This window comes from Streptococcus suis, from assembly GCF_002960445.1.
GTDB lineage: Bacteria > Bacillota > Bacilli > Lactobacillales > Streptococcaceae > Streptococcus > Streptococcus hyiners.
Map to the genome: position 1 here is coordinate 1 of NZ_POJD01000257.1, position 25,210 is coordinate 25,210.

Sequence of the window (25,210 nt, forward strand, 5' to 3'; positions counted from 1 at the left end):
ACTCTTTTTTACACGAAACCTTAGTCCAAAAGAAAACAATTTTCTTATTTTGACTATTGAACTCAACATATTTTTCATCAAATACCTTGATAGACTTGACAAATGGTAGAAAAAAGCCAAGGCCGACTAGCCTTGACTGAACACTACCAACGAGGATTGGCTTCAAAGATCCAGCGACGGGTCCAACTATGACTTTGCCCCGGCGAAAGCCTAATGGTCTGAATAATTTCTGGACTGACAATGTGGTCAGTAGCCCATAGGAGTAAACTGGTCGGCTTGACACTATCAATCCCAGTTACGCTAGCCTGGGCTCCCTTATGACTGAGTTTCCAGGTAAATGTATCACCGAGGTTTGCCTTATCGGTGCTAAGAACACTGAGGGAAACATCCGTTTCACATTTTTCGAAGGTGATGGCCTTACCATCCGCAATAAAGTTGTTATGGTCATAGCCACCAAAACCTTCTAAGCGATCATGACCCAGATCATTCATATCTGGCAAGTCCAGATGGTAATCCGGTGAAATAGCCATACCGTCGATACTCAAGAAATTATGGCAATATTCTTCTGTTTCAAATGCCTTGTCGCCAACATTGGTGATTGTGGCTTCTAAAATAAGAGCATTCTCCTCGATCCGAATAGTCTTTTCAATCTCAGCAGCAATTCCCAAACAAGCTACCGCTTCTGTAAAAAATGTAGCAGAAGTTTCCGTATGGCTGTAGGTGACAGGATAGGGAATGACCTCATCGTATTTATGGGCAAATTGGTAACCTAGTTCACTATCCTGCTTAATCAAGCCCACACCTAATTTTGGGAAATAGTCACCAACTTGGGCCCCAGCAGAAAAATCTCCTGAAAATTCGCAACACAGCCCTCTACCACCAGACGATAAATGCCGTAGGTTCATAGGCTCATTAGCACCAAAGTGTGTATCGCCATCCAGTGTAACATCTGAAATAAAGCCTGCTCGATCAAAACGAAAAGTATCATTTGGCCGTTCGCCTGGTTCAGAAATTTCAACACGTAAACGATTATTGGTCAGTAAAATCATAAAAACCCTCCTTGATTCAGCTTTATTATAGCACATCAAAGCGGGTTATTCAATATTCATTATATTATTCTTTTGAATTTTTGTCTGGTAATTCCAAGACCATTCGGTATTCTATTCGCTCTGCTCCTAGATTGACAATTTTCTTTAGGCCATCAAAACGGAAGCCAACCTTTTCATAAAAGGCAATCGCACGCGCATTCCCCTCCAATACCCAGAGAGAAACCCGATGGTAGCTCTGCAATTTTTCCAAGGCCGCCTGCATAAGCTGGTAGCCAATTCCTTGATCGTAGTAATCCGCCAGAACATAAAGGGCATAAAGCTCGCCAGCCCCCTGTAAATCTTCCTGACTGCTGGCACCGTAACAGGCAAAGCCAACCACTTGCTCATCCACCATAGCCACCAGGATATTTTTAGGATAGCGAATAGCCCAGTCTTGACACCGTTCCAAGGTGTAGGTCTTTTGGAGAAAATCCTGCGGTAACAAATCAGCATAGGCCTCCTGCCAAGCCTTCCAATGAACATAAGCCTTGCCTTGAATTTCCTTCTCGGTTTCCATATCTTTGATAAACATATACTACCTCAAACTTTTAAGAGTACATTTTATATTATATCATTCTACATGGTATTAACAAGATAAAAAGGCTCTTCCTTACCAAGACAGCAATACCTGACTGGAGAATAGAGAGCCTTTTACTTTCATTAAATTGGATTTTATTGTAAATCGTACCAAATTACAAGCTCTTCCATTATAACTACTAGTCACATCTGAATAAGAGCTACTTATCTTCGCTAGGTTTGATAGGGTCCATCTAGGCTAGATTGACCCTGCCATTTTCTGCAAAAAATCTACAAGAAACCAATTATTTTCCTGATAAAATTTTCTTAGTGATAGTTAGATTTTTTTGGGGGGGGAGAGTTATCTTTAATAAATCATTTGATTGGTAAACAATCATTTTCTAGTAGACAATCTTGCAGCTTTTACCCTAGCTAGAAAGGACGATATATAAAATACCACTACTAGTATATCACCCCCCCCTCATTTTTCAAGGGTTTTGCTTGAATTGTATAAACAATTTTAATATTTACTATTCCAAACCCAAAGCTCGAAATAATCTATCTAAAAATGGGAAAAAGGGAGTGGGAAAGAACTCGACTAGTTAAAAAAGAGTTCGTCTTCCCACCCCCGCACAGTTGATTAGGTCAGATTTGGAGTGTAAAACACGAACAAATCTGCCAATCAACCGCTGCGCTGAGATGTTGACACGAACTCTGAAAAGTGGTGCTAGGCTTGAGCCCAGCCTCTTTCAATAGATTATGGATTGAAAATAGATGTTCTAAAGTCGTTTGTTGATTGCATCAAGGCTTGATAAATCTTGATTTTCAAAGTTGATAGTCGGCTCTTATCGCTACCATAGGATTTATTTTGGATATCCGCATCAATCGCTTCTCTAATCAATCTTTGAAGGTCATCATAGCTCGCAATACTTACTTCTTTCGTTGAGTTTGCAACACCTAATTCATACTGAATCGTGAATGGTTTCAATTTACCTGCTTGGGCCTTATCCACACGCTCCATGAACATGGCTTTCTTGAACTCTTCCCAACTTGCATACTGGCCATTAAAGACTTGGTCAAAGACGTGTTTATCTGTAATCAAGCCTGTATTTTTCTTGTTCCAAGTATCATAAGTAATAGAGTTTTGGTTCATGGCATAATCAGACAACTGATTAGATGCGTATGGTATGAAACCATCTGTGTAACCTTTGGCAGCAATTAACTCAAAGGCCATGCGACGGAACATAAAGTCACCTGGTGAGCCATTTGGATTAGACAAGGCTGAATAGTTACCTGCAAACATCGGAACGCTGTAGTAGCCATTACGTTGTAAGTTTTGGTCGTATTTAGCACTTTGATAGCCATAGCGATCAATGATACTTCCATTGATTAGGTCATCAAACGTAGTCAATTTAGCAGCATCTTCCTCTGTCAGGGTCGTCATTCGGTTACCAGCATGGGTATCTTTACCATTTTCTTGAATGTAGTAATTTTCCAGTTTGAGGAACCAGTCCTTCTTAACGGTATTTGGCTTTTCAAGGACAGTCATTCCTTCGATGTAGTCTAGTAGATAGAGAACATCAAATTGATTGTGGAAATACTGGTTAAAGTCCGCTTCGCTGTTGAAACGAGCAGTCGGATCTCCGACATGCACACGATTAGCAGCGTCACTATTGAAGACAGCATTGAAACCAAGGATTGTTCGGTCGACAGAAGATACGTTTTGGAGCAAGCCATCTGCATATACTTCCATTCCTTGTCCCATCCGGCGACCATATCCTTTAAGATAGGTACTTCCATCCTGGTTATGCACCATTTCATGGGTATAGAGAGTTGTACCATAATTGTCTAGCATATTATAGAGGACATAGAAGGTTTCTTTTCCGTTTGCATAGGCAGTTTTGGTTCCACCCTCTGCATACCACTTGTTAATCGGGCCATAGTAGTCTTGAATTGCATCTACATCGGCGAGTAAATTACGATAGACTTTCTGACCATCTGGGCCATTCATTAGGAAGCCTTCATTATTTAGCACCGTGCGGAAGAGCTTGTCACGATTTTCTTCATCAAGGATCTTATACCAGAAGTCAGCATTGTCCCGCTGCATTTCAGCCGCCTTATCGACCAACTGACGGACACTATCTCGCTTGACAGGATCTTTATAGTCATCTACATAATGTTCATAGGAACCTACTGCTAAGGTGTTCATGTTGCTGATGATGAAGATGTCCTCTTGCGGCAGGGTCAATAGAGGCAAGAGCATCTGACGGTATTCCCAAGCTGGATTGGTAATCTTATCGTAAACAGCAAGTGCGTACTTGCTATGTTTCTCAGCACTTTCTTGCTTGGCTGCCGCTTCTGCAACCTGTGATTTACTCTCAACAATATAGGCCTTGGTTGTTTGTTTGAACCAGTCATTGTCTGATAGATTTGGCAAGAAGAGTTTACGGTAGGCTTCCACCATGTCGAATAGACTAGCCTTGTTATTTTGCTTACCAATAGCTGCAGCATAGGTACTTACGTTGTTATGGGCACGAAGAACCTCATAGCCACCATTGCCAATTGCCAAAATCATATCAAGGGCAGAGGCAGCATCATTTCCAAAGAAATCAGGCTCAAAAATGGTCAATTCTTTGGTATTCACATCCCCGTAATTGATATCATACCAACGGTTCAAGTAGGTCAAACCGAGAAGAAAAGCATCCTTATTATTGGTAATTTTCTCTTTAATATAATCTTCCGCTGCCTGACCTTGACCGTTTAGGCTAGCAACCAAAATCTTACGTACATTACTCTCTAGGTTAGCCTTAACTTGGTCAAAACTTTCGCCAAAGTAGAAATCTTTTGCTGTCCCTGTTTGTCGGTTGGCATCCAATTTAGTTGGATAATTGACAACGGCTTTCATAGCATCTGAATCCAGAACCACTGTAGACAAGCTGCTTACCAAATCATTTACAAGAGAACTTCTATCATTCAAGAAGGACTCTGGCGTGTAAATCAAGTCCGTACCAGCAATGGTGTATTCTACCACATGGTTATTCTTGAAATCTTCAAGGTATGAAACCGCCTTATAATCCACCGTGCCATCCGCATAATGGAGCATGATTCTGTTGATATTAGCTTTTTCAGTATGCACATCTGCTATAAAGGCAGTATCCTTCATTGGAACAACATCAAGCAAACGAACTCTGTTGAGTTTGTCATCTGTCGCAATCTTATTTCCATAGTAAACAAGGAGTTCCTTGTTGTAGAATGGAAGGATTTTCTCCATGTTGTAGTAGGCCGTTTCGTGGTCTGCCTGTGCCTTATCTAGAGTTAGATAATTGACGGAATAAGGGTTAAGATTGAGAGGTTTTGAATCTTCCAAAGTCGCTTGGATGCCCATTGCTTGAACTTTTGCTTGTGCTTCTTCATTCGTGATAGCCTTGACATTGCCCAATGTATCTGAAGTTGTTGTGAAGCCGTCTTTAATCTTACCGGTTGGATTTGCTGGTTGACCGATAATACTTGTCGCACCAGTCATATCGCTGATAACGTTATTAACATTACCACTATATGGAGCATAGGCACCAGTTACTTGGTTGGCACCTGCAATGCCGCCGACTATACCACCTGTTTCTGTCGTCACTATAGAGCCTGTTGCGTACGAATTATAGACACTTCCTGGTACATCGTAGACAAGCATGGTACGTCCGACAATACCACCAGCTACTTGGTTTTCTGTACCTGGGAGAGTAATAGTTGCATCAACCTTGGCATTTCCAACACTTGCCATCGTACCGTTACCCAAGATACCACCAGTTAGACTTGCAGCGGTTCCAGTTAATTCGATACTACCCTTGAAGGATACATCCTTGATAGTTGTATTAGTTGCCGAATGAACTAAACCAGATACGTTTTGCGGTCCTTTTAGGTTGGCTTCTACAGCCACGTTTGTGACTAATGCATTATTAGCATTAACGGCAATGGTAGCAAGAGGATTGGTAGTGCTTGTGCTCAAGTTTGCATTCTTGATATCCAAGTTTTGAACTTTACCACCGAGGTTATAGAAAAGTGGAGCTTTCAAGTTACTAATTGAGAAAGCATAGCCATCATTTACTCCATCCAAACTACCACTAAAATTCTGAACATAAGAAGCTACATCTCCAACAGGGACTTCACTTGCGTCCAAATGAGAACCCAATTTAAATGTGCCGCCTGGATTTGCCTTCATGGCGTCAATCAAGGCCTTGAAGGAGGTATAGGTATTTGCATCCGTCGTCATCTTCGGAATGTAAAACTCACGATTTGCAACGTATTGGCTGTTCTTATCCTCTACCAACTGGTCAAAGGAAGAAACCAATTTGAAGACTGTCTTGCCATCTAAGGTCGTTTCTTCAACGCTAGAAACCGGAAGGTAAACTTCTTTAAAACGATCGGATGTTACCTTGATAAATAGTTCATTAGCCGATGCTGGAAGTTCTTCTAAAAACTCTTGACCGACATACTTACCATCTTTACGGCGGTAAACCGTCACTGCATCAATGTCCTTGATTTCAATCTTCTTGTAAACTAGATCAAACTGGCGCATACTTTCAAGAATAGCTTCTTGCTCAGAGCTTTGTTCCTGCTCTACCATTGTATAGAAAATCTTAGTTTTGACTGTATAGTCTGTGTAGAAGTCCAGATTTTCAAGTGTTAACTGACCATTTGGATCGTCAATAGCTTGTTCCTTAACCAAAGCACCTGTATTGTCATAGAGGAGGGCAACAGCACGGAGGAAGTTGGCTGTTTCATCTGTCAACTTATAGCTGATTGTCGCTGACTTAGCATCGTCATTTTCTACCAGATCTGTGATAATCACTTGTGGTACTTTCTCAACTTTTGTACCACGCGCAATCACTTCATTTACCGGTTGTTCAGTAATTTCTTCGGTAACTGTCGGATTTTCCTGACGAACGCCCTTGATGGTCTTATAGGTTGTAGTAATCGTCTTAGAACCATTGACACCCTTGGTCACTTCTTTAGTTTTACCTTCTAAAAGTGTTGGGTCATCAATGTATTCTGTTTCAAATGGAATATCGACCGTTTCTTTGTCTTCTTCCGTACCTTCAATTGGCTTGGTTCCTTTGAGAACTTCCTTTGTCGTTGGCTCAAGGATAACTTTTTCTGATACGGTTGGATTTGGCTGGCGAACACCTTTGATAGTTTGGTATGTAGTAGTTATTTCCTTGCTACCGTCCTTACCTTCAACCACTACTTTTTCTTCATCCGTGTAGAGGTCAACACTTTCGCTTACCTTGGTTTCAAAGGCAATGGCTACAGTTTCCTTATCTGTTTCTGTTCCTTCGATTGGTTTGGTACCTTTGAGAACTTCTTTGGTCGTTGGCTCAACTAGAACCTTTTCAGTCACAGTTGGATTTGGCTGGCGAACATCTTTGATAGTTTGATATGTAGTAGTTATTTCCTTGCTACCATCCTTACCTTCAACCACTACTTTTTCTTCATCCGTGTAGAGGTCAGCACTTTCGCTTACCTTGGTTTCAAATGGGATTTCAACTGTTTCTTTTACAGCCTCTGTCCCCTCAACTGGAGTTGGGCTAGCGGGTTTCGTGCCACGAGCAACAACTTGAGCCACTGGCTGAGTAGTTACCAATTCAGTAACCGTAGGATTTGCTTGACGAACACCGTTAATGACCGTATAGGTTGTCGTAATAGTGGCAAGACCGTTTTGACCAGCAGTAATGATTTTTTCTTCTCCAACTGGCAAGGTCGCATCGTCCTGATAACTAATCTCGAACGGAAGGACTTTGGTATCTTGCTCTGTTTCCGTGGTAACCACATCAGCTTTCTTTGTACCAAGACGAACAATTTCCGTCACTGGCAAGCTTGTTACGGAGCTTGAAACTTGCTCAGATTTAAGCAAAACACCATCAGCGTAGAAATTCTTGATAACAGTCGTTTGAACTCCAGCTTTACCAACTTGTTCCACATTTCGAGTTCCTTCCGCCAAGGTGTCATCATAGATGACTTGACTTTCAAAAGGTATAGATTCCGTATTTGTCGTCGTATCATCCGTCAGGACTACTGCTGGTACTTCATGCGTCGGAGCTGTATCTGGTAGAGCAGTAATGGGTTTGGTACCAATTTTCACGACCTGATTAACAGGAGCTTGGCTGACCATTTCTGATACAACTTCTGACTGAACCAAGACACCACCAATAAATGTTTGCTTGGTTGCAATAGTCTTTTGACCAGCCTGACCAGCCTGAGCTGTCTGTCTAGTTCCCTCTGGTAAGGTATCATCATAGACTTCCTCTGTTTCAAAAGAAATAGATTCTGTATGTGATGACACTTCTTCAGTAATAGCTACAGCTGGAAGCTCATGAGTTGGAGCAGTTTGAGGAACTTCCGTAACTATGGTTGCCTCAGCTTTCTTGGTTCCAATCTCAATGATTTTTGGTGTGACTGTCTTAGAAATTTCTGACGAAACTTCCTCTTCCTTCAAAAGCTGACCATCTGCAAATGTCTGCTTAATTGTGATAGTACGCTCACCATTTTGACCTTCTTGAACAATTTTTTCTGTTCCTTCAGCCAAAGCAGTATTTTCTACAATCTGAGTATCAAAAGCAAGCACTTCTGACTTTGTAATAATCTTTTCAGAAATCTCAACAGTTGGCACTTGATGACTTGGTGCTGTATTCGGAACTTCCGTAACTGTTTCTTCCGTAGTATCCTTTACAGTTTCTTTTTCAGGCGTTTTTGGGGCTTCAGTAGACAATTTCTCTTCTGCTCTGCTATCTTTAAAATAGCCCACATAGACATAGCCTTCAATTTCAGCAGGCGCTGGCAAGGCCTGGCCTGCTGATCTTTCTACCGCATGGTTGAACTGAGCCAAAATATGACTGGTCAAGGCAGAGCTGGTTGGTGCCAAGAAGCTTGCACCAGTAGCCGCTAATAAAATAACACCTGCAAGCTCCTTCTTCCCTTTTTTGCCAATTTTTATGGCAAGAACAAGGAGAGAAATTCCAGCAAGGGCCATTACGCCTGTTTCCATAACACCTGTTTTCGGTAAAATTTCCAAACGACTGTTTGTATCTACAGCAGTGGATGGCTTGCTTGCTCCGACCGGACGATAGACTAAATAATAATTAGCATCCGTCGCCTGAGCCAAACCTGGCAGGTCACGAATAATCAATTCTTTTTCCGCATCTGTCAATTCTTGCTCAGTTACATAAGTATAATTGATTGACTGAGCACTAACAGATGGTGCAGCCGCAATGGAAGTCGCAAAAAATAGGCTTGCTACCGTTGCTGAAACAAGACCTACTGATAGTTTACGCAGTGAAAAACGCTCTTGTTTCTCGTTAAATTGTTTCTTCATTATCTCTCAAATCCCCTTAAAAATATACCCCTTCATTATACTCTCTCAAGGATAAGGAAACAAGTATTACGGCTCATTATTCGTAGAAAAAATGAATTCTGTCAGAGCGCTGAATAATAGACATATTTACAAGGATTAACTAGTCTACCATAAGAGAAATAATTCAGATAAAAAACGACTGGAATCCTTTTCCAACCGCTATTTATCTTCTTTGATTACATATTCTTCAACTCAATGACCATATCACGAATCTGAGCTGCCAGTTCAAAGTCAAGCACTTCTGCAGCTTCTTGCATTTGTCCTTCCAGTTTCTTGATCATAGCCTTGCGTTCGTCTTTGTTAAGAGCATTGAAGTCCACCACTTCTTCCTTGTCCTGAGTGACAGCCTTGGTCACGCTAATCAGGTCACGGATTTCCTTCTTAATGGTCTGTGGAATGATGCCATGTTCTTCATTATAAGCCATCTGGATCTGACGGCGGCGGGCTGTTTCTTCCATAGCCTTCCGCATAGACTCGGTGATCTTGTCCGCATACATAATCACGTGGCCTTCAGAGTTACGAGCTGCCCGACCGATTGTCTGGATGAGCCCCCGTTCATTACGGAGGAAGCCTTCCTTGTCAGCATCTAGAATAGCTACCAGACTGACTTCTGGCACGTCAATCCCTTCACGTAAGAGGTTAATCCCTATCAGAACATCAAAGACACCTAATCGAAGATCACGTATAATCTCCGTACGCTCCAAAGTCTTGATGTCCGAATGCATATACTTGACCTTGATGCCCATTTCTTTCAGGTAGTCGGTCAAGTCCTCTGCCATTTTCTTAGTCAGGGTAGTGATAAAGGTCCGCTCGCCTTTCTCAACACGGGCATTGATTTCACCTAAAAGGTCGTCCATTTGGCCCATGGTTGGACGGACTTCCACTTCTGGATCCAAAAGCCCTGTCGGCCGAATGATCTGCTCGACAACGGTATCGGTCTGCTCCATTTCATAGTCACCCGGCGTCGCAGATACATAGACAATCTGGTGGACATGGCTCTCAAATTCTTCCCTGCGCAGCGGACGATTGTCCAGTGCACTTGGGAGGCGGAAACCATAGTTGACCAACATCTCCTTGCGAGAGCGGTCACCATTGTACATCCCCTTAATCTGCCCCATGGTCATGTGGCTCTCGTCAATCATAATCAGGTAGTCTTCAGGGAAAAAGTCCAGCAGGGTATAAGGAGGCTCGCCCTCGCTTCGCCCGTCCATGTGTCGTGAATAGTTCTCAACTCCGTTGGTGTAGCCCATTTCCCGTAGCATTTCGATGTCGTAGTCGGTCCGTTGTTTCAATCGCTGAGCTTCTAAGAGTTTTCCTTCTGCCTCGAAGACCTTGAGCTGCTCTTCTAGCTCCGCCTGAATCTTGGCAATAGCCGTTTCCATATGGTCATCGTTGGTCACGAAGTGGGTGGCAGGGAAAATCGCCAAGTGGTCCACATCACCCAAAACCTTACCTGTCAAGCTTTCAATCTCACGAATGCGGTCAATTTCATCCCCGAAAAACTCCACACGGAAGGCGTGTTCATCACGAGAAGCTGGGAAAATCTCCACCACATCTCCACGTACACGGAAACGTCCCCGTTGGAAGTCGATGTCGTTGCGCTCGAACTGGATATCAACCAAGGAATTGAGCAACTGGTCACGGGAAATCTCCTGACCTGGTCGCAGGCTGACCACGCTATCAGCATATTCCTTGGGCGATCCCAAACCGTAGATACAGGAAACAGAGGCCACGACGATGACATCGTTGCGTTCGAGAAGAGCTGAGGTCGCTGAGTGGCGAAGTTTGTCAATCTCATCATTGACCGAGCTGTCCTTCTCGATATAGGTATCGCTGGAAGGAACATAGGCTTCTGGCTGATAGTAATCATAGTAAGACACGAAGTATTCGACCGCATTTTCTGGGAAGAATTCCTTGAACTCACTGTAGAGCTGACCAGCTAGGGTCTTGTTGTGGGCGATGACCAAGGTAGGCTTATTGACACGGGCAATGACCTGGCTCATGGTGTAGGTCTTACCAGTACCTGTTGCTCCCATGAGAATCTGGGCTTTTTCACCCCCCTCGATATTATCCACCAAGGTTTCAATGGCTTGGGGCTGGTCACCAGACGGTGAGTATTTAGATACAAGTTTAAATTGGTTTTCAGTATTTCGATTAATCATAGGTCTATTATAGCAAATTTTTCTTGTGGATAGGATTTGTGAGTTTCTTAACTTTTTTCTAAAAAACTATTGCAATTGTACTAGCTCAGTAGTATAATAATTGTAATTTATTATATTTATCTAGGAGGTTCTTATGATTCAATTTAACCACGTTAGTAAAGCCTATGGCGACACCTTAGCCCTTGATGATTTGGATTTGACCATCGAAAGTGGGGAAATTTTCGGCTTGATTGGGCATAACGGTGCTGGTAAGACAACAACCATCAGCCTGCTCACTTCCATTATCCAAGCCAGTCATGGAACCATCTCCGTCGACGGGCTTAATCTGGAAGAAAATCGAGATGAGGTCAAAAAACGGATTGCCTATGTACCAGACTCGCCTGATATTTTTCTTCACTTGACTGCTTTTGAATATTGGCACTTTATGGGCAAGGTTTACGGAGTGAACAAAGACACTGTTGACCAACGTATCAACAAGCTGGCTACTCTATTTGATATGAGCGCTCGCCAGTATGAGCCCATTGACAGTTTCTCCCACGGTATGCGACAGAAAACCATTATCATCGGCGCCCTCATTCCCAAGCCAGATATTTGGATTTTGGATGAACCCTTGACTGGACTGGATCCCCAGGCCTCATTTGACCTCAAGCAGATGATGAAGGACCATGCCAAAGGTGGTAACACCGTTCTCTTTTCGACCCATGTCTTGTCTGTTGCAGAACAACTCTGTGACCGTATTGGCATTCTCAGAAAGGGACGACTTATCTTCGTAGGTAGTCTGGAAGAATTAAAATCCCAATATCCTGACAAGGACTTGGAAACCATCTACCTAGAATTAGCAGGTCGCCAACAAAGAGAGGCAGGTGAGGTCGGATGAACAAATCTCTGATTTGGGAATTGGTCAAAATCAATATCCTCTACTCCAACCCGCAACTGCTAGCTTCCGTCAAGAAAAAACAAAATAAGAATAAAGATGGACGTTTTTCAGCCTATCGGAGCATCCTTATCCAACAAGGCTTCCTCATTCTGATGATGGCTATTCTCTACTCCGTCTTCTTTCTAGGGATTGATTACAAACGGTCCACAGGTTTCTTCTCCCTACAACTAGCCCAATTTGCTATACTGGCAACCGTATACGGTTTCACAGGCTTCTTTTCTGTCTTCTACGACAGCAAGGACACCAAACTCTATCTACCTCTTCCCTTAAAAGCAAGCGAGGTTTTTATCGCCAAATTCTTATCGGCTCAAGGTATGGTCTTGCCCTTCCTCATCCCCTGCCTCTCTCTTCTTATCATTACCTATTGGCAAATAGGTGGACCAGCCTTTGCACTTTTTGCCTTGCCAAGTTTTATTCTCCTATGGTTCCTAGTCAACCTTCTCAATATGATTTTTATGCACTTTATCGGAGAAATCTTGACTAAGAGCCCACATAAGACAACCATTTCTACCATTCTTCTGACAGGCTCATCTCTGGTTTCAATGGGAGCGCTTATGTTTCTCCAATCCCAGCAGACTGTTTCCCTCCAATCAGATGGTTTTGTTCAGTTTCCAGAATTGCCACTTTTTGTCGGTTTCCACTACATCATCAGCCAACCAATTTCGTTGGGGACAGTTATCAATCTCATCCTTCCTATTTTCTTCATGTTGGGATTGGTCCACTTTGCCTTTAAAACTGTTATTCCGAATTATTTCCAACAGGTTTTGGCGATTGATACTGCTTCATCAAAACGTAAGGTCGGCAAACCAAGGAAATTACCTCAGAATTTAAATCAGGCCCTTATCAAACACCATTTATCTACCCTCAACGATAGCAACCTGATGGTACAGACCTTCTTGCAGTCCTTGGTGATGGGGGTTGCCCTGCTCCCTTCAATTTCAAAAATTACTGAAGGTGGTAGACTGGGTGTTCTTTCATGGGAATATTTCGGAATTGCTTTATTGGCTGGCTTCTTGCTAGGTAGTATGTTTGCTGGGTCAACGACCTTTATCGGAACAGCCATGTCCTTGGAAAAAGAAAATTATCACTTTATCCGTACTTTGCCCATTAACTTCAAACAGTTTATTATTCAAAAGTTTTGGGTGATTGCTGCGGTTCAATTCCTGGTTCCGACTTTGCTCTATCTCATGTTAGCCCTATTTGTCATGAAAGTAAACATGATCTTAGCCCTCTTCTTTGGTCTAGGCATACTTGTTTCTGCCCTACTAACTGGTCAAATATACTACTGGCGGGACCAACGCCTACTCATGCTCAACTGGCAGAATTCCAACCAGCTTTTCGGTCGCGGAGCAGGGCAGTGGCTGATTGCTGGTTCCATCATACTAACAATGATTCTCGGAGCCATCTTGCTCGTCATCAGTAGTATAATGGCTGGTATCATTGGTCCAACCTTAGTAAGCTCTGGTCTGGCAACCTTAATAGTCGTCCTTTCAGGATTACTCCAGCTCTTTCTCTATAAATCCTATTGGCAAAAATTGTAAAAAAAACCAGATTTCGCTCGTCGAAATCTGGTTTTTGAATGCTATTAGTCTTGTTCAGCGTAGTATTCTTGACCGTAGCCTGCTACTTCAGCATTGACTTGCCAGTGGATACCGAATTTGTCTTGCAAAGAACCATAAGCAGGTGACCATGGCACAGCTTGCAAGTCCATCGTAATCTTCATGGCACCTTCAGATAGTTTTGTGAACAAGTCTTGGGCAGTTTCTGCATCATCCGTAATCAAGGCAACTGTAATGTTGTCACCAACTGAATAAGGCATTTCTGGATTATTGTCAGAAAGCATGAACCGTTGTCCGTTTAAACGGAATTGGGCATTCATGACAAAGTTTTCCAATTCTGGTGGGCAGTTTGGCACAAAATCTTTATACAGATTGACTTGCTCTACCTCTGCACCAAGTGCATTTTTGTAGAATTCAATCGCTTCTTGACCGTTACCGTTAGTTACCAAGTAAACTTCCATTGCTTTTAGCATGGGATACCTCCAAATTTTTGATAGCCCATTATATCACGAGTTAGTTATACGGACAAATTTTTTGTTTAAAAAAGTTGAGTTGCCATCAACTCAACTTATACTTTATTCATACCCGCCACCAGGAACTCCGAAGTATTCTTCTAATGTTAGTCCTGAATTGTAAATATCCGTCGCTTCTTGTCCAATATAACGGACATGCCAGGTTTCCGCCATGTAACCTGTCGAGCTTTCTTTTCCAGGCAAATAACGTACGATAAATCCATAATGATGGGCGTTATCAGCCAACCACTGGGAAGCAACTGGTTCTTCCAAAAGATTGCCGTAGCTATCTAAAAGATCAAAGGCAAGACCTGTCTGATGCTCACTATAACCTGCACGCGCTGAATAGGTATCCGCTGCTGCTTGACCATCTTGATTGACATAGGATTGGTAGAGGCCAGCCTGGGTTTCATAGGAGCGGAAACCACTATAATTATTGGAAATGGCAAAACCGTATTCCTGCATATCTGCAATCAACTGCTGGAAAGCTGCCAAGGCTTGTGGATCCTCACCAGGAGCATAAGTTGCGGCAAGAGGGTGCTTCTTATTAGCGATAATGACTTCCCCATATTTTCCTTGAACACTATAGTAAGACCCGTTATAAGTAGCGGTTGTTGCTAGCTCAGTCTGACTGCTTGTAGCTTCCTCACCAGTCGTCGAACTTGTTTCTGTTGAACTGGTAGAACTTTCCTGAGTTTCTTGACTAGAGCTAGCTTGCACCGGCGAACTACTAGTGGTAGACTGGCTTGATGCTGAACTACTGCTACTTGATGGACTGGCATCCGTTAACTTCTGACCACAGGCTACTAATAAAAGCACCATCGGAAGTAATAAGCCTAGTTTCTTATACATTTCTCTCCATCCTTTCGTCTATTCGTCATATACCTTTATTCTAACATAAAATGAATTAAAAGATTGGACAGAACCAGCTCCAATCCCTAACTTTCCAATTAGCAACTCCATATAGAAGGGCCAGCTATTATTTCAAAATCCCAAATAATTCCTGGTAATTGGAAATGATATAAGTCGGCTGGGCTGAACCAGTCAAGGCAGATTTTGTTGGATTATACCAGACCGAATCCATGCCCGCATTATTTGCGCCTTGGATATCAGCTGTCAAGCTGTCACCAATCATGAGAAATTTGGCCATATCTGAACAGCCAATTTGCTCTGCTATTTTTTCATAAAAATCAGCCGCAGGCTTCTGTGTCCCCATCTGTTCTGAGATAAAGACCTGCTTGAAATAGGGAAGGATTGGCGAATTCTGCAATCGATTTTCCTGAATATAGGTCACGCCGTTGGTCGCCGCATAGAGCTGGTAACCACGGTCAACCAGTTCTTTAAGTAATAGGTCTGCACCTTCAAATATCTGACCTTGCTGACCAATAAATTCTTGATAGCGGAGGGCCATTTCACGACCATCCACTTCCCTCCCAAAATGTGCAAAGGTTTTGGAAAAGCGCGTGTTAATCAATTCTTTCTTGGTAATTAAACCTTTTTCAAGTTCCTTCCACATGCCTTGGTTGAGCGGACGATAGATGGCTTTAAAGGCCTCTATATCCTCCACATCCATGAACTCCAAAAATTGAGTGAGGGCTACTTCTTCTCCTTGGTTAAAATCCAAAAGTGTGTGATCAAGATCGAATAATAAATATTTATATGACAACTTTATATCCTCTCTTTTACTAGTGTTTCTGCCTTTTCCGTGCCTAAGCTCTCCAGCGTTGGGTTTTCTTCAACATCATTGGATAGCTTGCTTTCATGAGAAATTTTATAAATGCATTTCCTTGACCATTTGAAATAGCATGTTTCCCCTTTATAAGCATTTGTTCAAAGGTAATATCTGGCTCTAAAAATTCACCATTGGCATAGCAGTAAGAGCAAAACAAATTAGAGTGGCTGCCGTCTTTCTCTGATCCACGAACATCTTGACCATGCAAATTTAAGGGCATGGCACAAAATTGACAAAATTTTTCCATTATTTTCATACCTCATTTTCGAAAATAGTCTATTCTATCATAAAGAAGTCTGTTTTTTCTACTCTTCCCTACTAATCGGTGCCAGACTTGCCAGGACCTTCTTAAGTCCCATCTCTGGGAAATTGATTTTGAGTTCTTGGTTGCTGCCTGTACCTGATACTTCAAGAACAGTTCCGCGACCCCATTTCTTATGGACAGCGATGTCACCAACTGACCAGTTGGTGCCTGAGCCTGACGATTTGTTGCTTGATGCGAAGGGCATACTGCCTCCGAGCTTGGCAGATGGTTGTACGGTTGCTTTTCGACCTTGCATGGCCTCTTGTAAGCTCATACCTTGTCCAAACTGTGTCGCTCTGCCATTGACATAAGAGGCCTTAAAGCTGGTATTGGCTGGACGAGCAAGACCTTGATAGTCCAATAGGTCGCTGGAGATTTCTCGAATAAAGCGGCTTGGCTGATTGTAGTTGCTGCGACCAAAAAGGAGTCGAGAATTGGCATTTGTCAGATAAAGGGTCTTCTCTGCCCGTGTGATACCCACATAGGCAAGTCGACGTTCTTCTTCTAGCTCATCCTCATCTTCTGCTGCGCGACTGAGTGGGAAGACATTTTCTTCCATACCAATTAGAAAGACAACAGGAAATTCCAAACCTTTGGCTGCGTGGAGAGTCATGAGGGTGACCTCCGATGCCTCACGGCTATCGTCGTCCGTATCAGCAATCAATGCCAAATCAAGCAGGAAACGAGTCAAGCGATCCAGACCTGTTTCTTCTTCCTCAGTATTCTTCTCATCGAAGTTTTTGGTCACAGATAGGAATTCTTGGATGTTTTCAATGCGGGCATTGGCTTCTAGTGTGTTCTGAGCTGCAAGGGCATCGACATAGCCTGTTTGCCGCAAGACAGCCTCGACTACTTGGGTCACGGTCAAGTCATCCAGTTGATTGCGGAGCTTATAGAGAAGGTTGGCTAGGTCGAATACTGCCTGCGCTGCCTTGCCCTTGACTGGTGACAACATAATATCCTGCGAAGCCTCCAGTAAGGACATGCCATGTGTGTTGGCAAAATCGCGGATCTTATCGACTGTGCCAGGTCCCACACCACGCTTAGGCTCGTTGACAATACGTTCGTAGGAAATATTATCCGATGGGTTGGCGATGATATTCAAATAGGAAATGACGTCCCGAATTTCCTTGCGGCTGTAGAACTTGGTACCACCGACCATTGTGTAAGGAATGTTGGACTTAAGCAGGGCTTCTTCAATGGTACGGGATTGGGCATTGGTCCGATAAAGAACGGCAAAATCCTTATAAGCCTTGCCTTCTCTGTTTAACTGGTCAATCTGCCCTGCAACATAAATCGCTTCATCATTCTCATCTCTGGCACGATAATAGGTAATCAAACCCCCTTGGGCATTCTGGGTCCAGAGTTTCTTAGGACGACGGTTGCGGTTGTTTTCGATGACTTCATTGGCTGCCTGCAAAACAGTCTTGGTCGAACGATAGTTTTCCTCCAAAAGAACGACCTTGCTTTCTGGATAGTCCTTTTCAAAGTCTAGGATATTCTGCATATCTGCCCCACGCCAGCCATAGATTGACTGGTCCGCATCACCGACCACACAGATATTCTTGAAACGCGATGCCAAGAGCTTGACCAACTGGTACTGGGCATGGTTGGTATCCTGATACTCATCAACATGGATATACTGGAATTTCTGCTGGTAATAGGTCAGGACCTCTGGATTTTGATCAAAGAGGCGGAGCGTTAACATGATCAAGTCATCAAAGTCAACAGCCTCTGACTGCCTTAGTTCCTTTTGATAAGCCGTGTAGCATTTTGCGACAATCTGCGTGTATAGATCACCTGCCTGGGCTTCAAATGCCTTGTCATCAATCAAGTCATTTTTGGCATTGGAAATGGTTCCCAGGATAGAACGTTCACTCCACTTTTTCGGATCTAAGTTAAGATTTTTCAAAATCCGTTTCATGAGTGTACGCTGTTCACCTGGATCGACAATCGTAAAATTGCGATTGTAGCCGATATGGTCGGCATCACGGCGCAAAATACGGACACACATGGAGTGGAAGGTCGCAATTAAACAATCCTGAGTTGCAGGATTGAGGGCATAGGCCCGCTCCTTCATCTCCCGTGCTGCCTTGTTTGTAAAGGTAATGGCCAAGATGTTCCACGGGTTTACCATCTTTTCATCAATCAAGTAAGCGATACGATGGGTAAGAACACGGGTTTTTCCCGAACCAGCCCCTGCCATAATCAAAAGCGGGCCTTCAGTTGTCTGCACCGCTTCCGCCTGTCTGTCATTCATTCCGTTTAATAATAGGTTCATTTTCTCATACTTTCTCTAAAAAATCATTCTCTCCATTATACCAAAAAATCTCTCGATAGGCAGTTCAATGTGATAGATGGCAAGCAAAAAAGCCCAGAGATAATCTCTGAGCCTTATGTATCAAAAGATATTATTTAGCACCAAGTGCTGCTACTGTGATGTAGTTGTATGGTTTGTTGAAGTGAGGCAAGAAGAACAAGTCAGTCAATGCCAATTTCTCAATTGTTACGCCTTCTTGGATTGCCAATGAGAAGAGGTGGATACCCAATGAGATATCTTCACGAGCTGCCATTTGAGCACCAAGGATACGACGTGAATCTTTATCGTAAACGATCTTGATAGTTACTGGGAAGTTACCATGCTCCATGAATTCTGGTTTTTGGTTGTCAGTTACTTCAGTAACAGCAGCGTTCAAGCCAAGACGAGTAGCTTTTTCAAGTGTCAAACCTGTTGATACAAGGTTAAGACCATAGATAGAGATACCGTTAGAACCTTGTACACCGATACCTTCAAGGTCAGTACCACAGATGTTGTGAGCTGCTACGATACCAGTACGTACTGCGTTTGAAGCCAAAGCGATGTAGCTTGTGTCGCCAGTAGCGTTGTCGTAGATAGTTGCACAGTCACCGATAGCGTAAACGCCTGGGATTGAAGTTTCTTGGCGTTTGTTTACAAGGAAGGCACCGTTACGGAAGCGCTCAATTCCTTCACCTGCAAATGCAGTGTTTGGGCGGAAACCAACAGCCAAGATAACCATGTCAACATCGTATTCGTTCTTGTCAGTGATGATTTTTTCAACTTTACCGTTACCAGCAACTTCTTGAACTGTTTCACCGAAGGCAAGTTTGATACCGTTGTCTTCCATGTTTTTAGCCATAAGGTCTGACAAGTCGCGGTCATAGTAACCAGCCAAACATGTGTCTACAACGTCGATAAGGATAACTTCTTTACCTTTACGTTGGAAAGCTTCAGCAAGCTCAACACCGATATAACCAGCACCAACAACTGCTACGCGGTTGATGTCTTTGTTTTTCAATTTTTCAATAACATCTGCTGAGTTTTGGTACAATTTAACGAATTGCAAGTTTTCAAGAGTTGCTTCAAATTCAAGAGAACCTTCTTTGATTTCCGCACCTTTGATTGGTGGCAAGATTGGTTGTGAACCAGTAGCAAAGAGAAGTTTGTCGTATGCTTCAACATGTTCTTGACCGTTTACAAGTGCAGTAACTGTTTTTGCTTCGTAGTCGATAGCTGTAACAGGTGACTCCATGTAGACTTTCGCGCCCATGCTTTCCAATTGTTCTTTATCTGAGTAGAAAAGTCCTTCTGGACCAGCAATTTGCTCACCAATCCACAAAGCCATACCACAACCCAAGAATGAGATGTTTGAGTTTTGGTCAAATACAACGATTTCGTTTTCTTGACCGTAGTTTGTCAACATAGTTTTGATTGCGGCAGTACCTGCGTGGTTAGCACCGACAACAACGATTTTAGACATAAGTAAAATCTCACTTTCAAAATAAATATTTTTTTACATCATCCATTATACTACAAATTTGTTACCGATTTCAAAATTTTTGCTCAGAAAATCACATTTTTTTCTTTAAACCTGTGGCTAAGCCTTAAAAGCAGCCTAAACATAGTCTACATTGTAGCCATTATTTTTTAAATCATTGCCAAAGACAGGTTGTCAACATAAAAAATCCCATAGGCACGAACTACGGGATTCAACTAGTTAGATTGGGATTAACTAATTTGATTATACGCTAATGGTTGGTTGTTTACAAATACTTTTTAAATATAGATTGTTATAGCTTTTGACTATAACAAAAAGAACAGGGAAGAAAGTTAACTTCGCCACTCTCCATATCTTTTCTTTATCGAATTTGCTCAAAGCGTAAATGAACGACAATCTTGTCAGCATATCCATTACGTTCCAAATCACGTTGCAAACGATAAGAAATATAATGTTCAGCTATGGTAATATAACCGGCATCCAATAAACGATGCTCAACTTGTGACTGAACCATGCTAATAGTTGGACGTTCTGTATGAGCTTCTTCCAAATCAAGCACGACTTTTTTAGTCACTTGTGCTAGGTTCTTCCGCCATGTATCGTCGATTACATATACAGTTTGAGCTGCCTTGATAATGGCTTGGTAAATTTTTTCTGGATCAAATTCAACAATTTCACCACTTCGTTTAATAACCTGCATATCAAACTCCTTTCTGGTTTTCAGTAAACCCTTTCATACTTCTATTATCTAGGTTTTTCCGCATTTTGTCAAGTTTTCTTTTCATAAATTGGTCTAACATTATTTCTCCTCAAACCATTTCTTATGTTATAATGTAGCTATCACTATCAAACAAAAGGAGAATTGTATGATATCTGCAATGCCAAAGCGTCAAGAAATTGATGTGCAATTAACATGGAATACAGATTTGTTGTTCCCAACCCCTGAAAATTACCAAGAACACCTATCTGCCTATGCCAAACAGGTCGAAGCTTTCGAAGTCAACTATAAAGGAAAGTTGTCTGATAAAGAAACCATCGTAAGTGCTCTCACAGAATATGAGAAAATTGTTATTCTGGATAGCAGACTTTCTCACTATGCGTTTCTTCCACTCGAAGTCGATAAGATGAACACTGAGCTTGCTAGCCTAGCCAACGAATACGACCTCGTTTCTGCCAAGGCACGTCCTCAACGAGATTTCCTCTATTCAGAACTTGGTCAGTTAGATGAAGCCTTTCTTCTTGAATTAAAAGAAGAACAACCACAATGGGCTGCTTTCTTTGATGCTATTCTACGTGACAAACCTCATCAACTCCACCCACTTCAAGAAGAGCTTCTCTCAAACTTTGCACCAACATTTGGTCAGCCTTATAACAATTACGGTGTGACCAAGTTTGAGGATATGACCTTTGATAGTTTTGAAGCCAATGGTGAAACACTTGGAAACAGCTATGTTCTCTTTGAAAATGATTATGAACTCAGCCACGATACCGAAATCCGTCGCAATTCAGCTGCTGGTTTCTATTCAACCTTGAAAAAATACAAGAATACTACCGCAGCGACATATCTATCTCATATCAAGAATGAGCAAATCGAAGCTCGCTTGCGTGGCTTTGACAATACCATTGACTTCCTCTTGCATCGTCAAAACGTTTCCCGTGACCTCTTCGACCGTCAGATTGATGTTATCATGAAGGAATTGGCTCCACACATGCGCCGCTTTGTGAAATTGGTTGCCAAGGCTCATGGTTTGGATAAAATCACTCATGCTGACTTGAAAATCAGCTTGCCATCGGAATACAACCAACGCATCACACCTGAAGAATCTAAGCAATTCTTGATTGACTGCTTAGGCATTCTTGGTGAAGATTATGTGAAAATGATTGAACAATCATTTGATGAGCGTTGGATTGACTTTGCTCAAAATGAAGGTAAGGCTACTGGTGGCTTCTGTGCTACTCTTTACGATGGACCATCCTATATCCTACTCTCATGGACAGGCTTGATGAATGAGGTCTTGGTATTGGCTCACGAATTGGGGCATGCTGGTCATTTCCAATGGGCGAAAAAACAAAGCGTACTTAGCTATGAGCCTTCTCTTTACTTCATCGAGGCTCCATCTACTGCTAATGAAGTCTTGACATGTAACACCCTTTTGAAAAACAACCTAGACCCTGGCTTCCAGGCTTACTTGATTAGCGAGTTGATCAGCCGTACTTACTTCCACAACATGGTCACTCACTTGCTTGAAGCAGCCTTCCAACGTGAAGTCTACACTCGTTTGGACAATGAAGAATACCTCAACGGTGATATTCTCTGCCAAATCAAGTTGGATGTCATCAAGGAATTCTGGGGCGAAGATTTTGAAATCGGTGACGATGCAGGTCTGATCTGGATGCGTCAACCTCACTACTACATTGGTTTGTATCCATATACCTACTCAGCTGGTTTGACCATTGGTACAGCCATGGCGAAACAGTTGGAAGAACATCCTGAAGAAGTTGTTAAAAAATGGTTGGAAACCTTGTCACTCGGTGCAAGTCTTTCTGCCCAAGACCTTGCAAAACACGCAGGTGTCGATGTTTCGACTGATCAACCACTTAAAGAAACCATTGCCTATGTCGGCTCATTGGTGGATAAATTGGAATCACTAATCTAAGACACATAAAAGACTTGAACGTATTGGTTCAGGTCTTTTTGTCTATTCTTTCTTGATACCAATCTTTGATATAGGTCAATTCATCCTGACTTAAAAAATGTCCCTTGTCAAAACGAGCTAGGTTGGCTCTGGGAAAGGCTGACACTCTCCAGTCATCTACAAGATTTTTAAGAGTCACTGGCTCAATCAACACATCATTCTGTCCCAGTGTAAACAATATCTCTGCTCTGCTATTTTCCATAGGAAAAGCATAATCTAAGGCTGAAGGGTGGAGCAAGATATAATTGTCCGCCAGATTTGACTGCTTGGTCAACAAGCCCATGATAAAGTTTGCACCGTTTGAAAAACCTACGAAAGAAATCTGACGATAATCTCGGATGCCCAAGTCCTGCCAAAAATCCAGAAAAGCCGACAAGCGAATTTCAAAATCGACAAGATCCAACTGACCGTCAATCAGCGGTGCAAAGAACCGCCTTTCCCTGCCTTGGCCCCAACTTCCATCCAAGGAAAGGACAAAAGCTTCTGGATCCAGCTGTTGACGGAGAAATAGCATGGATTCCTTATTGCCACCTGTGCCGTGGAAAAAGACCAAAAGACGGGGACTGGTCCCTTTGATAAAGCGATAATCCATATCTCTTTTCTCCTAATAACGGTGGGAGAGATTTTTTTCGATTTCCTGTCTGTCCTCTTCAAAAAAACTTGGCAAAAACAGTTCAACATTATCTAGCTGCTTATCTTGTCTTGGCATAGCAGCCTCTCTTTCGCCAGCCATGGTCGCAACTTCAAACATGAGATAATTTGGCGCTTGGAAGTACAAGGAATGCATGAAATCTCGATTGATAATACCAGAATGTGGACGATTGATGAGATTTAAGCGACTAATCAGGTCTTCCAAGTCGGACTCATCTAAGACACCAAACGCGATATGATGAATAGCCCCAACTCCCATCACGCTGATTGGCGACCCTTGGTCAAGAATCAAATAAAGTCGATGTTGGAAGGTGTTGTCAAAGAGTAGAGAAATCACCATCTTATCTTCAAAGACAAATCGGCTTTCCTCGACAAATCCAAAGGTTTCGGTCAGCAAACTTAGTAATGCCTTTTCTTCACGAATTCGCATGTGAAGACTGGCAATACCAAGTATGGCGTATTCCGATGAAATTTCATCTGTTTCATACGGAAATATTTCTCCAATTGAGTCATGATAGCTCAAGCCAAGCAACTGCCCATCTTCATCTTGGAAATACAAGATATGCCCCTTTCCAAAGGCCTGAATTCCTTCGTTTTCCACTGCAAACTCTGTCAGTCTTTTCTGCCAGAATTCCAAGGCAGCAAAATCTTTAACCAGAAAAACGGTTCGTTCCAAACGATTGCTGCCAGTCCGATGCCTAGGATGATTGGGCATATCAAAAATGGTAAATTCCGTTCCATAGCGGCCCTCATCATCACCGAAAAAGAGATGATACATGCTTGAATCTTCTTGATTGACAGTTTTCAAGGTCAATTTTAATCCGAGAATATGATGATAAAAATCATAGGCCTGGTAAATATTGCCAACTAAACTTGAAATATGATGGATACCTGTATTATTCATAAGCACTACCTCATTTCTATCTGAAATTTTATCACTAATTAGTTGTAAAATCAAGAAAAATGCACAAAGAAAACACCTGAATGTCTTCAAGTGCTTCTAGGAGATTATATGAAAAAGATGGTTTTATTATAAGGCACTTTCCTTAAACTAATCTAAACTAAAAACAACTAGAATAAATGTTCTAGCTGTTTCTATCTATTATAAAATGAAGGAGAGGATTAAGCCACCTAGTATACCACCTACAAGTGCTGCAAGTAGATTATTTGTCGCTTTACCAACTTTTCCGCCTCTGGCTGCCGAAGCAACAAATAAGCCGATACCTGCTGCCAATCCCATGTCAACCCAAACTGCGCCAGACTGGGTCATGAGCCCAACACCGTGGTTAAGGGTCCAAATTGTTCCGACAATCATAGAAGCTGCCATCCATCCTCCAATGGCACCCCAGTGCTCAACCATTTTTCCCCACATCATGCGAATGACAAATGGGAAGATAAAAGCACCTACAATTGTTGCGATTGCTTGTTGAATTGTCATTTCTACTCCTCCTTAATCTTTTTCCATATCTTCTTCGACTTTTGCAGCAACCAAGCCACCCAAAACAGCGCCTACTGTAATCAGAAGAATGGTTGGAAGAGAATCTGCCAGTGTTCCAAATCCATTGAGAAAGGCATCACGGAAAATACCACACAGCGCAATTCCCAATCCCATATCGACAAAAGCTGAATCAGAATCGTGTTTGATTAGACCTAGATAGTGGTTCATAAACCACATAGGTCCAATGATAATAAAAGCCGCGAAGAAACCACCGATAATACCATAAGCTTCTGCAAATGCTCCCCAGACACTCATGACAATCATACCAGCAATCATATAGCCAATAGTTGAACGTAAAAATTTCATAACTTCTCCTCTTGTATCAATCTCTTATTGATAAACTGGTGGGGAGCTTC

18 protein-coding genes are annotated in these 25,210 nt (G+C 42.4%); 3 read left to right on the top strand and 15 right to left on the bottom strand.

The window, feature by feature from the left end; genetic code table 11:
- Positions 1-143: 143 nt before the first annotated feature.
- The 4 genes from C1G53_RS09355 to uvrB form a co-directional block, all read right to left on the bottom strand.
- A complete protein-coding gene (locus tag C1G53_RS09355; RefSeq protein WP_105118455.1) occupies positions 144-1,049 on the bottom strand; it encodes a hypothetical protein in 906 nt (301 codons plus the stop codon).
- A 64-nt stretch (positions 1,050-1,113) separates the two neighbouring features.
- Positions 1,114-1,620 (bottom strand): GNAT family N-acetyltransferase, encoded by a 507-nt coding sequence (locus C1G53_RS09360; protein ID WP_161941401.1) that lies wholly within the window; start codon positions 1,618-1,620, stop codon positions 1,114-1,116.
- A 741-nt stretch (positions 1,621-2,361) separates the two neighbouring features.
- The gene (locus tag C1G53_RS09365) at positions 2,362-8,967 is read right to left on the bottom strand and encodes a ZmpA/ZmpB/ZmpC family metallo-endopeptidase (protein ID WP_105118456.1); all 6,606 of its coding nucleotides are present in this window, start codon (positions 8,965-8,967) and stop codon (positions 2,362-2,364) included.
- 215 nt (positions 8,968-9,182) lie between these two features.
- Positions 9,183-11,168: an excinuclease ABC subunit UvrB gene (gene uvrB, locus C1G53_RS09370; RefSeq protein ID WP_105118457.1), complete on the bottom strand. Its 1,986-nt coding sequence runs from the start codon at positions 11,166-11,168 to the stop codon at positions 9,183-9,185.
- Positions 11,169-11,301: 133 nt separating this feature from the next.
- Between uvrB and C1G53_RS09375 the strand changes: the two genes are divergently transcribed.
- Complete coding sequence (locus tag C1G53_RS09375) at positions 11,302-12,045, top strand: ABC transporter ATP-binding protein (protein WP_105118458.1); 744 nt, start codon at positions 11,302-11,304, stop codon at positions 12,043-12,045.
- Positions 12,042-13,646, top strand: coding sequence for a permease (locus C1G53_RS09380; protein WP_105118459.1), 1,605 nt, complete (start codon positions 12,042-12,044; stop codon positions 13,644-13,646). The genes C1G53_RS09375 and C1G53_RS09380 overlap by 4 nt, the downstream gene beginning before the upstream one ends.
- Positions 13,647-13,690: 44 nt before the next feature.
- Here C1G53_RS09380 and C1G53_RS09385 read toward each other — a convergent pair whose 3' ends face one another.
- From C1G53_RS09385 to C1G53_RS09415, 7 genes are all read right to left on the bottom strand, one after another.
- On the bottom strand, positions 13,691-14,137 hold the full coding sequence (locus C1G53_RS09385) for a VOC family protein (RefSeq protein WP_105118460.1): 447 nt from the start codon (positions 14,135-14,137) through the stop codon (positions 13,691-13,693).
- A 102-nt stretch (positions 14,138-14,239) separates the two neighbouring features.
- The gene (gene ldcB, locus C1G53_RS09390) at positions 14,240-15,028 is read right to left on the bottom strand and encodes an LD-carboxypeptidase LdcB/DacB (protein WP_105118461.1); all 789 of its coding nucleotides are present in this window, start codon (positions 15,026-15,028) and stop codon (positions 14,240-14,242) included.
- A gap of 127 nt (positions 15,029-15,155) precedes the next feature.
- Complete coding sequence (locus C1G53_RS09395; RefSeq protein ID WP_105118462.1) at positions 15,156-15,842, bottom strand: YjjG family noncanonical pyrimidine nucleotidase; 687 nt, start codon at positions 15,840-15,842, stop codon at positions 15,156-15,158.
- Between the two features lie 43 nt (positions 15,843-15,885).
- Positions 15,886-16,164: a zinc ribbon domain-containing protein gene (locus C1G53_RS09400; RefSeq protein ID WP_330847477.1), complete on the bottom strand. Its 279-nt coding sequence runs from the start codon at positions 16,162-16,164 to the stop codon at positions 15,886-15,888.
- Between the two features lie 49 nt (positions 16,165-16,213).
- On the bottom strand, positions 16,214-18,493 hold the full coding sequence (gene pcrA, locus C1G53_RS09405) for a DNA helicase PcrA (RefSeq protein ID WP_105118464.1): 2,280 nt from the start codon (positions 18,491-18,493) through the stop codon (positions 16,214-16,216).
- A gap of 130 nt (positions 18,494-18,623) precedes the next feature.
- The gene (gene nox, locus C1G53_RS09410) at positions 18,624-19,991 is read right to left on the bottom strand and encodes a H2O-forming NADH oxidase (RefSeq protein WP_105118465.1); all 1,368 of its coding nucleotides are present in this window, start codon (positions 19,989-19,991) and stop codon (positions 18,624-18,626) included.
- Between the two features lie 379 nt (positions 19,992-20,370).
- Positions 20,371-20,709 (bottom strand): ATP cone domain-containing protein, encoded by a 339-nt coding sequence (locus tag C1G53_RS09415; protein WP_105109201.1) that lies wholly within the window; start codon positions 20,707-20,709, stop codon positions 20,371-20,373.
- A gap of 166 nt (positions 20,710-20,875) precedes the next feature.
- Here C1G53_RS09415 and pepF point away from each other — a divergent pair, with 166 nt between their 5' ends.
- Positions 20,876-22,666 carry an oligoendopeptidase F gene (pepF, locus tag C1G53_RS09420; RefSeq protein WP_105118466.1) on the top strand — a complete coding sequence of 597 codons (1,791 nt, stop codon included), beginning with the start codon at positions 20,876-20,878 and terminating at the stop codon, positions 22,664-22,666.
- A gap of 28 nt (positions 22,667-22,694) precedes the next feature.
- Here pepF and C1G53_RS09425 read toward each other — a convergent pair whose 3' ends face one another.
- The 4 genes from C1G53_RS09425 to C1G53_RS09440 all read right to left on the bottom strand — a co-directional run bounded on the left by C1G53_RS09425 (position 22,695) and on the right by C1G53_RS09440 (position 25,160).
- Entirely contained in the window at positions 22,695-23,297 is a 603-nt protein-coding gene (locus tag C1G53_RS09425; RefSeq protein WP_238139137.1) for an alpha/beta hydrolase, read from the bottom strand.
- A 12-nt stretch (positions 23,298-23,309) separates the two neighbouring features.
- Positions 23,310-24,260, bottom strand: a complete 951-nt coding sequence (locus C1G53_RS09430) for a VOC family protein (protein WP_105118467.1) — start codon at positions 24,258-24,260, stop codon at positions 23,310-23,312.
- A 198-nt stretch (positions 24,261-24,458) separates the two neighbouring features.
- A complete protein-coding gene (locus tag C1G53_RS09435; RefSeq protein WP_105118468.1) occupies positions 24,459-24,794 on the bottom strand; it encodes a Lin0368 family putative glycerol transporter subunit in 336 nt (111 codons plus the stop codon).
- Between the two features lie 12 nt (positions 24,795-24,806).
- Positions 24,807-25,160, bottom strand: a complete 354-nt coding sequence (locus tag C1G53_RS09440) for a Lin0368 family putative glycerol transporter subunit (protein ID WP_105118469.1) — start codon at positions 25,158-25,160, stop codon at positions 24,807-24,809.
- Positions 25,161-25,210 lie beyond the last annotated feature (50 nt).

Bases quoted from the DNA above. Each gene is read 5' to 3' on its own strand.
- C1G53_RS09355 (WP_105118455.1), bottom strand. From the start codon at position 1,049: ATGATTTTACTGACCAATAATCGTTTACGTGTTGAAATTTCTGAACCA.
- C1G53_RS09360 (WP_161941401.1), bottom strand. From the start codon at position 1,620: ATGTTTATCAAAGATATGGAAACCGAGAAGGAAATTCAAGGCAAGGCT.
- C1G53_RS09365 (WP_105118456.1), bottom strand. From the start codon at position 8,967: ATGAAGAAACAATTTAACGAGAAACAAGAGCGTTTTTCACTGCGTAAA.
- uvrB (WP_105118457.1), bottom strand. From the start codon at position 11,168: ATGATTAATCGAAATACTGAAAACCAATTTAAACTTGTATCTAAATAC.
- C1G53_RS09375 (WP_105118458.1), top strand. From the start codon at position 11,302: ATGATTCAATTTAACCACGTTAGTAAAGCCTATGGCGACACCTTAGCC.
- C1G53_RS09380 (WP_105118459.1), top strand. From the start codon at position 12,042: ATGAACAAATCTCTGATTTGGGAATTGGTCAAAATCAATATCCTCTAC.
- C1G53_RS09385 (WP_105118460.1), bottom strand. From the start codon at position 14,137: ATGCTAAAAGCAATGGAAGTTTACTTGGTAACTAACGGTAACGGTCAA.
- ldcB (WP_105118461.1), bottom strand. From the start codon at position 15,028: ATGTATAAGAAACTAGGCTTATTACTTCCGATGGTGCTTTTATTAGTA.
- C1G53_RS09400 (WP_330847477.1), bottom strand. From the start codon at position 16,164: ATGAAAATAATGGAAAAATTTTGTCAATTTTGTGCCATGCCCTTAAAT.
- pcrA (WP_105118464.1), bottom strand. From the start codon at position 18,493: ATGAACCTATTATTAAACGGAATGAATGACAGACAGGCGGAAGCGGTG.
- nox (WP_105118465.1), bottom strand. From the start codon at position 19,991: ATGTCTAAAATCGTTGTTGTCGGTGCTAACCACGCAGGTACTGCCGCA.
- C1G53_RS09415 (WP_105109201.1), bottom strand. From the start codon at position 20,709: ATGCAGGTTATTAAACGAAGTGGTGAAATTGTTGAATTTGATCCAGAA.
- pepF (WP_105118466.1), top strand. From the start codon at position 20,876: ATGATATCTGCAATGCCAAAGCGTCAAGAAATTGATGTGCAATTAACA.
- C1G53_RS09425 (WP_238139137.1), bottom strand. From the start codon at position 23,297: ATGGATTATCGCTTTATCAAAGGGACCAGTCCCCGTCTTTTGGTCTTT.
- C1G53_RS09430 (WP_105118467.1), bottom strand. From the start codon at position 24,260: ATGAATAATACAGGTATCCATCATATTTCAAGTTTAGTTGGCAATATT.
- C1G53_RS09435 (WP_105118468.1), bottom strand. From the start codon at position 24,794: ATGACAATTCAACAAGCAATCGCAACAATTGTAGGTGCTTTTATCTTC.
- C1G53_RS09440 (WP_105118469.1), bottom strand. From the start codon at position 25,160: ATGAAATTTTTACGTTCAACTATTGGCTATATGATTGCTGGTATGATT.